Genomic DNA, 13,220 nt, shown 5'->3' with positions numbered 1-13,220 from the left:
TCGGCTCCGGCGTCCCGGCTTCTCCGGCTTCTCCGGCCTCTCCGCCCCGTCCGTCAGGTGCCGGGCGGGCGCTCCCCGTCCACGTTCAGGATGTGCTCGCCGGTCCATACGGCGATCTGGGCCCGCGAGTGGAAACCGAGCTTGGTCATGATGTGCTCGATGTGACCCTCCGCGGTGCGCTGGGAGATCGTGAGCGAGGCCGCGATCTCCTTGTTGCTCAGTCCCTGGGCGACGAGCCTGGCGATCTCCGTCTCCCTGCGGGTCAGTGGCGAAGGCTCCTCGGCCTCGCCCGAGGGCTCGCCGAGGGGCACGCTCTCCTCAAGGGCGAAGGCGATCGCCTCGTCGCACCGCATCTTCGAGCCCTGTCTGAGCACGGTGTCGAAGGTCTGCCTTCCGAGAGCCTCGCGCGTACGCTCCTCGCACTCGTCGTGGTAGCGCCTCAGGTGCCCGAAACCGGACAGCGGCGCTCCGATCACCTGCCAGACCTGCTCCAGGATCCCCAGCAACCTGGCGGCCCGCCGGTGGTCGTCCTCCGCGGCGGCGATCCAGGCCAGCACCTCCAGGTTCACGCCGATGCCCAGAAGATCGTCGAGTGAGCGGTTGAACCTCAGGCTCTCCTTCTCCAACTCGGTGGCGCGCCGGGCGTCGCCCTGGCACCAGACCCCGAGGCCGAGCGCCATCATCGCGTACGCCCGGTGCCAGCCCTCCTCGTGGGCGTCGCACAGCGCGATGCACTCCTCGCCCGCGGCGACGGCGCTCGACCAGTCCCCCCGGAAGGAGTGGGCGAGACAGAGACGAATGAGCGCCAGGGCCTGGCCGGTCGGGTCGTCGTCGGCGCGGTGGCGCGCCGACGCGTCCTCGTACAGGCCGATCGCGCGATCGACGTCTCCACGGAACATGGCGATCATCCCCGAGTAGAGCGCGACGTAGGCCAGGATCCGCTCGCACCCGGGGCGTTCTCCGATCTCCCTCGCCTCCTCCAGCATCCTCGTGGCGGCGACGACATCGGCCTGGATGATCGCCAGCCAGCTGTCGGACCACAGCGCACGACCCCGGCTCTCGTCGGGTCCTGTGCCGCCGAGCAGGCTCAGGTCCATCCAGCGGCGTCCCTCCCTGACATAGTGGCTGGTGATCCAGTGATAGAGCAGGTCGGCGGCCATCTCCAGCGCGACGGGGGTCTCCTCGGGGTCGGCGAGGCAGTACTCCAGGGCGGTGCGCAGGTTGGCGTGGTCGAGCTTCAGCCTGCCGAACCAGAACACCTGCAGCGGGCCGAACCGCTGCGCGTACGCCTCCGCCGCGAGCCGCCGGTAGTGGTCGCGGTGCAGCCGCTGCAGGGCGTCCTCCTGCCCCGAGGCCGCGAGTCTCTCCCTCCCGTACTGCCTGATCGTCTCCAGGAGCCGGTAGCGGGTCGCGGTCGAGGCCGAAGGAGGGTCCTCCCGGATCAGGATCGACTTGCCCACGAGTCCGATCACCAGGTCGACCACGTCCTCGCGCTCGATGCCGTTCCCCGAGCAGACCGCCTCGGCGGCTTCGAGGTCCAGGCCGTCGGCGAACACCGAGGCGCGCTGCCACAGCAGCCGCTCCTCCTCGCCGCACAGGGCGTAGCTCCAGTCGATCAGCGCGCGTAGCGTCTGCTGGCGGGGCAGCGCCGCGGGGGAGCCGCCGGTGAGCAGCCGGAACCGGTGGTCCAGCCTGGACAGCAGCTCTTCGGGGGAGAGGGCGCGCAGCCGCACCGCCGCCAGCTCGATCGCGAGCGGGATGCCGTCCAGGCGGCGGCAGATCTGTTCCACGGCGGACCGGTTGGTCTCGGTGAGGGTGAAATCCGGCAGGACGGCGGTGGCCCGTTCGGTGAACAGGCGTACCGCCTCCGACAGCGCCGGCACCTCTGTGGACAGCCTGGGGAGATCGGGGTCTGGCGGCAGCGGCAGCGTGGGGACGACCAGCGTCTGCTCGCCGGAGATGCCCAGCGCCTGCCTGCTGGTGGCGAGGACCCGCAGGGAGGGGGCCGAGCGTACGAGGGCGCCCACCAGTACGGCGCAGGGTCGCAGGAGATGCTCGCAGTTGTCGAGGATCAGCAGCGCCCGCTTCTCCCGCAGGTGGTCGACGAGCACATCCAGGGGAGACCGGTGGGAGACGTCCCTGATCTCCATGGCCTCGTTCAACGACGCGGCGAGCAGCTCGGGATTCTCCAGCCCGGCGAGCTCGGCCAGCCACACCCCGTCGGGGAACGCCCGCTGGACGTCGGCGGCGACGCGCAGGGCCAGCCGGGTCTTGCCGACGCCGCCGGGACCGGTGAGGGTCACCACGGGTGCCCCGGACAACAGGCGTTTGACCTCGGCCATCTCATGCCGACGCCCCACGAAACTGGTCACCTCGGGGGGCAGGTTCGTCGCCTGCCACCGCTTCGAGGTGGCCGATGCCACCTCTCCCATCAACCCTCACGCCGGTTTTATCAATTAAATCGCTTTATGTCCGGATCTGGTGGGCGTAATCCACCTTATGCGCACGCCGTTCCCCGCGCGCACCCGTGGCCGGGCGGGCACCCAACGGGGCGGTGGCCCGCCGACGGGGACCCGTTCGCGTACGGTGGGCGTGGCGCCCCGAGGCTCGCCGAGGCACTGGCCCGCCCTCCCCGGCAGGGAGCCGGTGGGAGGACGCGTCACGGGCCGGGGCGGTCCTGAGGGGGCGGCGGCCGATCACTTCGGCGGCCGACCACCACGCGGCGCGGGCGTGGTCGGCTCACAGGATGCCGCCCAGGTCGAGGTCTACGTCCAGGTCGATCAGGCCGGGCTCGTTCCCTGTGGGTCCCTCGGAGTCCCGCGGTTCCCGTGGACCCGGGTTCTCGGAGTTCCGCGGCTCCCGTGAACCCGGGCTCGCGCCCGTGTCCTGGTCCTGGCCGGTGCCCGGATCGGGGGTGCAGGAGGGCAGGTCGATCCTGGCCGTCCGGGAGGGGGTGTCCCCCTCGGGAGAGGTGGTGATCGTCACCAGCCGGGTGACGTACCCCCCGCACTCGGGCAGGTCGGGGAACTCCCCGGTCACCTCCCGCTCGTACTCGGTGGCGCCGGACAGCTCCAGCTCCCGCACGCCGCCGGTCGGGGTCCCACGCGTGCCCCCGGCCCTCTGGGCGAACCCGAGCCGCACGGTCACCGCCGAGGTGGTGGGGGTCCGCACCCGGAACCTGACCGTGGTGCCGTCGAAGGAGGTGATCGAGACGGCGGGTGGCGCGCACGGCTCGCCGTGGACCCGCTCCGTGCGGCCGGCCGTCCCGCCCGTGGAACGGGGCACGGTGGAGACGGTGACGCGACGGTAGAGGGTCTGCCCGCAGGCGGGGACGGTGAAGGCGTGCGGGACGGTGTGGGAGTAGGTCTTCAGCCCGCCGATCACGGAGGTGCGCGAGGACGCCCGGACGAGCCGGTCACGGTCGGGCCCCTCGGCGAAGGTGACGGTCACCGCGACGTTCCCGGTCGTGGAGGCGCGGAAGCCGACCGTGGTCCCGTGCGCGTCGATTCCCACGACCTTCAGGCCGCTCACCGCGTGCGCGGGCCCCGGTGTCGCCGTTGGCGTGGGCTCGGGGGCGGGTGTGGGCGTGGAGGTGGGCGGCGGGGGCGGTGGCTGCGAAGCGGTCGGTGTGGGGGGTGGGGAGGGTGGGGCGACCACCGTCCGGGTGGGGGCCGGGACCAGGGAGGGGCGCGAGGTGGCCTGGCCGGGGTTCGCGCCACCCGAGGGGGAGACGGGCTTTTTGACGGCGGCGCTTCGCGAGGGGGTGTCGGGTTCAGGGGAGGGGTCCGGCGGTGCCGACACCCGGCTCTGCCGCCGCTGCGCGGGGGTCTCCTGGATGATCGCGGAGCTGGGCGGCGGGGTGAAGATCGTGTCCGCGGAGAGCCGGTCCTGCGGCCGGTTGGCCGCGATCACACCGGCGGTCATCGCGACGGTGATCACTCCCAGCCCGGCGAGGGTCCGGGGGCCCAGCCGGGGGCGGCGCGCCCGTCCCACCCGGCCGAGCACCGTCCGGGCGACCGAGGAGCCGGCCTTCGGGGTGGGCTTGGCCAGCGGGAACGCCAGCGCCAGCAGCGTGGCGAGCTCGGCGAGGTGCCGCCGCCCGCGCTGCTCCCAGTCCGGTCCGTACGCCGCCCGCGCGGCCGTCTCCAGCTCCTCCAGGAACGCCCGCGCGCTCCGCGGCCGGTCCGCCGGGTTCTTGGCCAGACCTCGCGTGACCAGCCCGCGTACCGACGCCGGCACCTCCTCCGCCGGGATCGGCGCGTGCCGGTGCCGGTGCATCATCACGACACGGTGATCGGCCGCGTACGGCCGGTGGCCCGTGAGGCACTCGAAGAAGACGCACGTGGCCGCGTAGACGTCGCTCGCCGCGCTCGCCGGCGCCCCCTCCCACTGCTCGGGGGCCATGTAGGCGGGAGTGCCCGCGGTCACCCCCGACTCCCCGACGTGGGCCGCGATGCCGAAGTCGGCGAGCTTGCTGCCGCCGTCGGCCTGGATCAGCACGTTCTCCGGCTTGTAGTCGCGGTGCACGATGCCGGCGGTGTGCGCGAAGGCCAGACCGAGCAGCGAGCCCTTGAGCACGGCCAGCGCCGCCTCCGGGCTCGTACTGCCGTGCTCGGACAGGATCCGCCTGAGCGCGACCCCGTCGACCAGCTCCATCACGATCGCGGCTTCGAGGACGTCCTCGTAGTACTCGTAGAGCTGGACCACGTTCGGGTCCTGCAACTCCACCATGACGCGCGCCTCCGCGCGAAAGCGCGCCAGGAAGCGACGATCGTCCTTGAGGGTCGCGTTGAGGTATTTGATGGCCACGTAGGCGCCGGTGGGGGCGTACGTGGCCAGCACCACGCGCCCGCCTCCGCCGATGCCGAGTTCCCGAACCTCGCGGTATCCCGGAACCATCCCGTCCCCTTCCGAGCGCCGTCGACTTGTTCGACGGTCTCACCCCTGCGGTTGGTTGTCACGATTGGTCAACTTTGGCGGAGAGTGACGTTGGAATAATGGCCGGTAGCCGATTTAGTGGCTTATGAGATTAATGAGTCATGCGAGTTCTGAAAAGGGAGTCGCGGAGGTTCTCGGTCGGGGAATCGCCGGGAACGGCGGACGCCTGGTCGCGGCCTGGGAAACCCGCGCGGTACCCGAGGCGAGCGGACCGTTCCAGGACAGGTGGGCGCGGCGGGAAAGCCTGGACCGGCAGTGACTAGAATAGTTGTACTAACATCTGAAATTAATTCCCCGGGGGAGAAGTATGAGCCGTCCACAGCGGGGGACCCTTCGTGACGTGCGCAAGGGCAACCGGTCCGTGGTGCTGTGGACGCTGTACTTCGCAGACGAGTTGAGCAGGCACGATCTCGCCCGGCTGACCGGGCTCAGCGCGGCCACGGTCAGCAACGTCATCGGCGACCTCATCACGGACGGCATCGTGGTGGAGACGGGTTCCGTCGACTCGGACGGCGGGCGGCCACGGATCATGCTCAGGGTGGATCCCTCGTACGGATACGTGGTCGGGGTGGGCGTCGGAGAGACACGCGTCCGCGTGGAGCTGTACGACCTGGCGTTGCGGGAGCGGGCGAAAAAGGAGTTCGCCCTCGACCCGGGCCACCACGAGCCGGCGGTGGTGGCCCGTCACGTCCTCGACGGTCTTGAGGCGGTCCTGTCCGACGCCGGAGCCACCGAGTCCGAGGTGCTGGGCATGGGCCTCGGTGTACCCGGCGTCGCCGAGCAGGGGCCTGACCTGCTCATCCACGCCCGCGCGTTCGGCTGGGACGGTGTTCCCCTGGGCGCGCTCATCCGCGGGGGCACCTCGCTGCCGGTCTTCGCCGACAACGGGGTCAAGACGACGGGCCAGGCCGAGCTCTGGTTCGGCGCGGGCAAGGGTGCCCAGCACCTGGTCATGGCCTTCATCGGCACGGGGGCCGGGGCGAGCGTCGTCAACGGCGGCGTCACCTACCGGGGAACGGCGAACGGTGCCGGTGAGTGGGGACACACCAAGATTGTTCTTGACGGGCGTCCCTGCCGATGCGGTGGCCAGGGTTGCCTGGAGGCCTACGTCGGGGCCGAGGCGATACTCGCCGGCGCGGGCAGGGACCTGGGAGGTGACGACGAGGAGAGCGTCTTCGCCGAGTTCCTCGCCGACCCGCTCGCGCGGCCCGCGCTGGAGGAGGCCATCGGCTCCCTGGGGGCCGGGCTGGCCAACCTCATCAACCTCCTCAACCCCGAGCGCGTCATCCTCGGTGGCTGGGCCGGGTCCCTCCTCGGGCAGAGGTTCCTCCCCGAGATCCGCGCCGCGGCCTCCCGGTACGCCCTGCCGCTGCCCTTCTCACAGACGTCGATCGAGCTGGGAAGGCTCGGCGCCGAGGCGGTCGCCCTGGGCGCGGCCACCCTGGTCGTCGAGGACTTCCTGCTGCGCAGCCACGCGGTGCGCCCGGCGGGCCGCGTCGCGCCCCCCGCCCCAGCCCCGGCGGGACACGTGTCCGGCTGAACCGGCGCAGTGAGGCCGTGCCCCGGGCGGCACGCGAAAGTGAGAACGGGCGTACGGGTCCGATAGCTTTCCGTGGGTGACTGTCCTTCTGCCCGGTGTGGCGCTCACCGACCACGTGTTCACCGTTCCCCTCGACCACGCCGACCCCGGTGGCGAGACGATCGAGGTCTTCGCCCGTGAGGCGGTGGCCCCGGAACGACGGGGGGAGGATCTGCCGTGGCTGCTGTTCCTGCAGGGCGGCCCCGGAGGCAAGTCGCCTCGCCCGGCCTCCGCCGACGGATGGCTGGGACACGCGCTGAAGACCCACCGGGTCCTGCTGCTCGACCAGCGGGGGACCGGCCGCAGCACCCCCATCACCGCGCAGACCGTACGCGGCACGGACGCCGAGCTCGCCGCCCGCCTCGCGCACTTCCGGGCCGACTCGATCGTGGCCGACGCCGAGCTGATCCGGCGCGAGCTCTCCGGTGACCGGCCGTGGGAGACCCTCGGTCAGAGCTACGGCGGTTTCATCACGCTGACCTACCTCTCCCGGGCTCCCGAGGGCCTGGCGGCCTGCTACGTGACCGGTGGCCTGGTCGGGCTCGACGCCACCGCCGACGACGTCTACTCCCGCACCTACCCGCGGGTCCGCGACAAGGTGAACCGCTACTTCGCCCGCTACCCGCACGACTCCGAGCGCCTGGACGCGATCGCGGCCCACCTGCGCCTTCGCGAGGTGCTCCTGCCCGACGGCGACGTGCTGACCGTGCGCCGCCTGCAGACCCTCGGCATGTGCCTGGGCATGAGCGACGGGGCCGAATACCTGCACTGGGTGCTGGAGGAGGCCTGGAGCGGCGGCAGGCTCTCCGACCTGTTCCTGTACGAGGTCATGATGGCCACCGGCTTCGTCGGCAACCCGCTCTACGCGGTCCTGCACGAGTCGATCTACGCCCAGGGTGCCGCCACCGGCTGGGCCGCGCACCGGCTGCTGCCCGAGGAGTTCCGCGAGGACGCCGGACCGATCCTGCCCACCGGAGAGATGATCTATCCCTGGATGTTCGACGAGATCGCCGCGCTCCGCCCCTTCAAGGGCGCCGCCGAGATTCTCGCCACCGTCTCGGACTGGCCGGCCCTCTACGATCCCGCCCGGCTGGCCGCCAACCGGGTTCCGGTGACCGCCGCCGTCTACTACGACGACATGTACGTCGATCAGGGCCTGTCCATGCGCACCGCGAAGGCGGTGGGCAGCGTGCGGACCTGGGTGACCAACGAGTGGGAGCACGACGGTGTCAGGGTCTCCGGCGGCAAGGTCCTCGCCCGCCTGATGGAGATCGCGGGTGGTGCCCACGGCTCCTGAGCGCTCATGACCGCTGAGCGGCCACGGCTCCTGAGCACCCGCGCCTCCCGAACCGAACGCCCACGCCTCCCGGACCGCGGTAACCGGCCGGACGCCATGGAGGCCGTGGAGTCCTCCCGCCGCCGGGCGGGGGAGGGCTCCACGTTCCGGTGTCAGGCGGGAGCGGCCGTCTCGGTGAGGGGCAGACGCACCTCGAAGCGGGTGTCGCCGGGCTTGGACTCCACGCGCAGGTCGCCGCCGTGCCGGCCGGCGACGATGCGGAAGGAGATGTCCAGGCCGAGCCCCGTGCCCTCGCCGACCGCCTTCGTGGTGAAGAACGGCTCGAAGATCCGCTCGCGCAGGGCCTCGGGGACGCCGGGGCCGCTGTCACAGATCTCGATCAGCGCGATCGTGTCGTGCTCGAGGCGGGTGCGGACGGTCAGGACGCCGGTGCCGGCCATCGCGTCCAGCGCGTTGTGGATCAGGTTGGTCCACACCTGGTTGAGCTCCCCGGCGTAGGCCGGGATGGGCGGCAGGTCCGGGTCGTAGTCGGTGACGATGCTGATCCCCGGCGGGATCTTGCCGCGGAACATGGTGAGGGTGCTGTCCAGGAGTTCCCGCACGTCCACCGTCTGGTACGGCGCCCGGTCCATCTGGGAGTACTGCTTGGCGGAGGCGATCAGCGAGGAGATCCGCTCGGTCGCGTCGGTCACCTCGTTCAGCATCTGGGTGATCTCGATGGCCTCCGCCAGCCAGTGCATCGCCCCGGACAGGTACCGTTCGCCCAGCGCCTCGCGGATCTTGTCCAGTTTCTCCGGCTTGAAGCCGGCCGCCACCAGGGGCGAGGCGATCTCCCAGGGGTCCTCCACCCCCGCGTCCTCCATGGCGTCGGACAACTCGTCCTCGGCGTCGGAGATCTCCATCGGGGAGCGGGGCGGCATCTCCGCGAGGCCGGCGGCGCACGCCTCCTGCAGGTCGACCAGGGCGCTCAGCCGGTGGGGCTCGATGCCGTCCTCGGCCAGCACGGCCAGCCGCCTGCGCGAGGTCTTCATCCGGACCCGCAGGTCGTCGACGGCCCGCACCGCCGCCGCGGCCGGGTTGTTGAGTTCGTGGGTGAGTCCGGCGGTGATCGTGCCGAGCGCGGTCAGCCGCTGCCGCCGGTCGATGAGCTCCCGCTGTGCCATCCCGCCCAGACGGGCCCCGTCCAGAAGGTGCACCGCCATCGGGAACCACTCGGCCATGATCATGCCGTACTTCCTGGCGGGGAGCATGAACATGCGGGTCGGCTTGGTGGCGCGCAGCGTGTGGGCGTAGGTGGCCGGGGCGCGGTCTCCGAGGTAGGCGAGGACCGCGCCGCCGTAGGCGCCGGGCTGCGAGGTGGGGGTCATCGTGACGGGCCCGGCGGTGGTCTCGGTGACCATCACCACCTCGCCCTCGACGAGCACGGCGAAGCAGTCGGCGGGATCCCCCTGCTTGACGATCGGGTCGCCCGCCTCGTACTCCTCCTCGTCCCCGTACCTCGCGAGCCACCGGAGCTTGTCGTCGTCGAGCCTCTCGAAGAGGAACAGCCCGCGGAGCACCTCGATGTCGATCATGTGACCTCCTTCGTGAGCGCCGCAGGAGACCTCGTCGGGGGCACTCACGTCTTCTCCAGGTAGCGGTGGACGAGGGCCACGGCCATCGCGCCCTCACCGACCGCGGAGGCGACCCGCTTGATCGAGTCGGCACGGACGTCGCCGGCGGCGAACACCCCCGGCACGTTCGTCTCCAGGTGGTACGGCCCGCGCCGGAGCGGCCAGTTGCGCGGCCTGTTCTCGTCGGCGGTCAGGTCGGGACCGGTGAGGACGAAGCCCTTCGCGTCGCGTTCGACGGTGTCGCCGAGCCAGTCGGTGAACGGCTGGGCGCCGATGAAGACGAACAACCACTCGGCCTCGACGGTGCGCTCGCCCTCGGGACCCTTCAGCGTGATCCGCTCCATGTGGCCCTCGCCCTCGGCGCCGACCACCTCGGTCTCGGTGTGCACCTCGATGTTCGGGATCTGGGAGATCTGCTCGATCAGGTAGTGCGACATGGTCCTCTCCAGCCCGTCGCCCCTCACGATCAGGTGGACCTTGCTGGCGTACCCCGACAGGTAGACCGCGCCCTGGCCCGCCGAGTTGGCGGCGCCGACGATGTAGACCTCGCGGTTCGCGCACTCGGGCGCCTCGGTGAGGGCCGCGCCGTAGTAGCAGCCGGAGCCGATGAAGTCGTCGAGGCCGGGGGCGTTCAGCCGCCGGTAGGAGACGCCGGTGGCGAGGATGACGGTGTGCGCGGCGATCGAGCCGCCGTCGGCGAAACCGACCACCCGGGCCTGGCCCTTGACCTCAAGGCTGGTGACCGTGCGGGCGGTGAGCAGCTCGGCGCCGAATTTCAGCGCCTGGCGCCTGGCGCGATCGGCGAGTTGCGCGCCGGAGACGCCGTCGGGGAAGCCCAGGTAGTTCTCGATCCTGGAGCTCTGGCCCGCCTGCCCGCCCGAGGCGTGCTGCTCGACCATCACCGTGCGCAGCCCCTCCGAGGCGCCGTAGACTGCGGCCCCCAGGCCGCCGGGACCGCCCCCGATCACGATCAGGTCGTAGAAGTCGGTGGCCGGGGCGGTGGACAACCCCACGGCCTCGGCCAGCTCCGAGGTGCTCGGCGCGGTGAGCTTCGTGCCGTCGCCGGTGATGACCAGCGGCAGCCTGGCCGGGCCGGCGGCCCCCTTCTCCCCGGCCTCCGCGGCCGCCGCGAGCAGCTCGGCGCCCTCGGAGGAGTCGGCGAGCATCCAGCGGTAGGGCACCTGGTTACGTGACAGGAACTCTCTGACCTCGTACGACGGGGCCGACCAGCGCGCGCCCACCACCCGCAGCTCGTCGGACTCGCGCCGATCCGTCCGCTGCCAGGCGTCGAGCTGGGCGTCCAGCACCGGGTAGAACTTCTCCTCCGGCGGGTCCCACGGCTTGAGCAGGTAGTGGTCGAGATCGACCACGTTGATCGCCTGGATCGCGGCATCGGTGTCGGCGTAGGCGGTCAGCAGTACGCGGCGCGCGTAGGGATACAGGTCCATCGCCTGCTCCAGGAACTCCACGCCGTTCATCTGGGGCATCCGGTAGTCGGCGAGGATCGCCGCCACGTCGTCGCCCCTGAGCCGCAGCTCGCGGACACTGGCCATGCCCTCGACCGCGGTGTCGGCCCGGATGACGCGATAGGCGTGGCCGTAGCGGCGCCGCAGGTCGCGGGCGATGGAACGGGACACGCCAGGATCGTCGTCGACCGTCATGATGACCGGTTTTTCCATGTCCTGCCTTCCCCCGAGATGGAGATAGCCGATATTAAGGACAATCTCTCCGAAGGATGTCACATCCGTGTTAAAGCCAGCATTGATCAGGCGTGGTCATGAGGGGTGGGAGTCGCGGGGGGCGCGAGGGAACCGTGGAGACGGTGACCGGGCATCCCGGCGGCGCGCAGCAGGACGGCCGGGCGGTCGCGGTCGCTGAGGAAGCGTCTGAGTTCGGAGTCGGTCGTCCAGATCTCGCGCATGGCCTCGTGCCCGACCCGGTCGGCGACGATCTGCAGGGCGATGTCCTGCCTGACGTACTCGACCGCCATCGCGACGACGGCCGGGTCCTCGGTGTAGACGCCCCACGCGGTGCCGCCGGCGAAACCGCCGACGAGGGCCTCCCGCCGGTCCCCCGCGACGACGAGCAGCCGGTGGTCCTGGTCCTCCTTCACGCTCCCCTCGCCCTCGTGCAGGGGCGCGGGGAAGGGGAAACGGCGCTCGTACAGGTTCCCGACCGGCTCCCGCGCCACGCCGAAGTGCATCACCGAGGTCTCGACCCCGCGCTCGACGGCGCACCTGATCAGCGGGGAGAGCGGTTTCATCTCCTCGGGCCAGATCGACACGAACAGGTTGCTCCGTGCCCCGGCCACCACGTCCTCCGCCCGGTCGAGCAGCGCCACGGGGTCCTTGAGGCTGTGGATCAGATATGCCTTGGGAGGCGCCACGATCGCGGGCAGCGCGACCTCCAGCGCCCCGATCGAGTCGGCGAACTCCCTGCGCATGCGCTCCAGCAGGGATCGCGGCGGTAGCGGCAGATAGTCGGTGGCGTCGTCGGAGCCGCGCAGCTCGTAGGCCGCGCCCTTGGCCACCAGCTTGCCAAGCGTCTCGTAGACCGTGCTGCGCGGCACCCCCGAACGTTTGGCGACCTCGTAGCCGTTGAGGGGCTGTCCGGCGCCGACCAGGGTGACGTACGCCTTGGCCTCGTAACCCGACATGCCCAAGCGCTGTAATTGCTCCACTACGTCCCGCATCGCAGTTATGGTACGGCGCCGACTACCCGTTTAGCGCTGTCCTAAAGCACCTGTTTTGTAGGATTTTTGTGACGTGAGGTCATCCGGACCCGTGGAACGGGGGCGACGAAGCGTGGGAGCGCTCCACCGGGAGGCGTTTCGCTCTCGTCCGGCCGCCGACGTCATCATGCGTGCTCAGCTGCCTGCGAGGGGCACCGCCCGGTCCTGTCCGGGGCCGGACCCGCCGGTCCCGGTGGCCTCCGCGGGTGGGAGCGCCGCGGGGCCGGGGCCCGTCCCGCTCGGGTGGCGTGCGCGGTAATTTCGGTCGCGGCCGCCGCGCCTCCGCTCCGCTACGCGGGCTTCAGGGCCCGCAGGGCGAACTCCACGAGCGTGTCGGCGTACTCGTGGGTGAGAGGGGCGGTGCGCAGCATCCAGCGGTGGTAGATCGGTCCGTACAGCAGCTCCACGGCCACGCTCAGATCCGCGTCCTCGGCGACCTGGCCCGCCCGCTGGGCGCTGCGCAGCCGTTCCCTGGTCGCCTCCAGGTGCGGCCCCAGGAGTCGCGCGGTGATCTCGGCGCTGATCGCGGGGTCGTTCAGGGACTCGACGGTGAGTGCCCTGGTCATCGTGTCGAGCTCGGGATCGTGGTACTCGTCGACGATGGCCCGCAGGGTGAGGCGAAGGTCGGCCCCGAGGTCGCCGGTGTCGGGAAGTGCGACGCTCCCCTCCTCGTCGGAGGTCCTGGAGAGGAAGGCGTCGATGAACACGGCGCCCTTGGAAGGCCACCAGCGGTAGATCGTCTGCTTGCCCACTCCCGCGCGGGCGGCGATCGCCTCTATCGTCAGCTTGGCGTATCCGGACTCGGCGACCAGGTCGAAGGCGGCGCTCAGAATGGCCCGGCGCGACTGCTCGCTGCGACGGGCCGGGTTCGGGGTCTTCACGTGCCCGAACGTATCATTTCACGAGTCGAAACGTATCGTCTTGCTCGGCGCGCCGCATCGGCCGCGCTCGCGGGCCGATTCTCCCCGAGAGGCCCCGGACACGGCCGAAGGGGGTGGGTGAGCGGACGAGCGGAACGCCGAAGGCCGCGGAGACCCCCGGCAGGGCTTCCGCGGCCTTCGA

General features: G+C 71.1%; 8 protein-coding genes. 2 read left to right on the top strand and 6 right to left on the bottom strand.

Features of this window, described 5'->3' with window-relative positions:
* Nucleotides 1-53: 53 nt before the first annotated feature.
* Entirely contained in the window at nucleotides 54-2,432 is a 2,379-nt protein-coding gene (locus tag AB0B90_RS05040; protein WP_362920845.1) for a LuxR C-terminal-related transcriptional regulator, read from the bottom strand.
* Nucleotides 2,433-2,739: 307 nt separating this feature from the next.
* Nucleotides 2,740-4,899 (bottom strand): protein kinase, encoded by a 2,160-nt coding sequence (locus AB0B90_RS05035; RefSeq protein WP_362920843.1) that lies wholly within the window; start codon nucleotides 4,897-4,899, stop codon nucleotides 2,740-2,742.
* Between the two features lie 346 nt (nucleotides 4,900-5,245).
* Between AB0B90_RS05035 and AB0B90_RS05030 the strand changes: the two genes are divergently transcribed.
* Entirely contained in the window at nucleotides 5,246-6,478 is a 1,233-nt protein-coding gene (locus tag AB0B90_RS05030) for an ROK family transcriptional regulator (protein ID WP_350944783.1), read from the top strand.
* Nucleotides 6,479-6,554: 76 nt separating this feature from the next.
* Nucleotides 6,555-7,814 (top strand): alpha/beta fold hydrolase, encoded by a 1,260-nt coding sequence (locus tag AB0B90_RS05025; RefSeq protein ID WP_350944782.1) that lies wholly within the window; start codon nucleotides 6,555-6,557, stop codon nucleotides 7,812-7,814.
* Nucleotides 7,815-7,966: 152 nt separating this feature from the next.
* Here AB0B90_RS05025 and AB0B90_RS05020 read toward each other — a convergent pair whose 3' ends face one another.
* The 4 genes from AB0B90_RS05020 to AB0B90_RS05005 all read right to left on the bottom strand — a co-directional run bounded on the left by AB0B90_RS05020 (nucleotide 7,967) and on the right by AB0B90_RS05005 (nucleotide 13,039).
* Nucleotides 7,967-9,388, bottom strand: a complete 1,422-nt coding sequence (locus AB0B90_RS05020) for an ATP-binding protein (RefSeq protein WP_362920841.1) — start codon at nucleotides 9,386-9,388, stop codon at nucleotides 7,967-7,969.
* Nucleotides 9,389-9,432: 44 nt separating this feature from the next.
* Entirely contained in the window at nucleotides 9,433-11,106 is a 1,674-nt protein-coding gene (locus AB0B90_RS05015; RefSeq protein ID WP_362898689.1) for an FAD-dependent oxidoreductase, read from the bottom strand.
* Nucleotides 11,107-11,192: 86 nt separating this feature from the next.
* Nucleotides 11,193-12,119, bottom strand: coding sequence for a helix-turn-helix domain-containing protein (locus tag AB0B90_RS05010; RefSeq protein WP_350944777.1), 927 nt, complete (start codon nucleotides 12,117-12,119; stop codon nucleotides 11,193-11,195).
* Between the two features lie 329 nt (nucleotides 12,120-12,448).
* Nucleotides 12,449-13,039, bottom strand: a complete 591-nt coding sequence (locus tag AB0B90_RS05005; protein ID WP_350944776.1) for a TetR/AcrR family transcriptional regulator — start codon at nucleotides 13,037-13,039, stop codon at nucleotides 12,449-12,451.
* Nucleotides 13,040-13,220: the final 181 nt, after the last annotated feature.

It is taken from the genome of Streptosporangium sp. NPDC049078 (genome assembly GCF_040648855.1).
GTDB lineage: Bacteria > Actinomycetota > Actinomycetes > Streptosporangiales > Streptosporangiaceae > Streptosporangium.
Note: the sequence above shows the minus strand (reverse complement) of the source record. Positions and strands in the feature narration are given on the sequence as shown.

Excerpts from the sequence above, each read along its gene's own strand:
- AB0B90_RS05015 (WP_362898689.1), bottom strand. The coding sequence starts at position 11,106 with ATGGAAAAACCGGTCATCATGACGGTCGACGACGATCCTGGCGTGTCC.
- AB0B90_RS05040 (WP_362920845.1), bottom strand. The coding sequence starts at position 2,432 with ATGGGAGAGGTGGCATCGGCCACCTCGAAGCGGTGGCAGGCGACGAAC.
- AB0B90_RS05030 (WP_350944783.1), top strand. The coding sequence starts at position 5,246 with ATGAGCCGTCCACAGCGGGGGACCCTTCGTGACGTGCGCAAGGGCAAC.
- AB0B90_RS05020 (WP_362920841.1), bottom strand. The coding sequence starts at position 9,388 with ATGATCGACATCGAGGTGCTCCGCGGGCTGTTCCTCTTCGAGAGGCTC.
- AB0B90_RS05035 (WP_362920843.1), bottom strand. The coding sequence starts at position 4,899 with ATGGTTCCGGGATACCGCGAGGTTCGGGAACTCGGCATCGGCGGAGGC.
- AB0B90_RS05010 (WP_350944777.1), bottom strand. The coding sequence starts at position 12,119 with ATGCGGGACGTAGTGGAGCAATTACAGCGCTTGGGCATGTCGGGTTAC.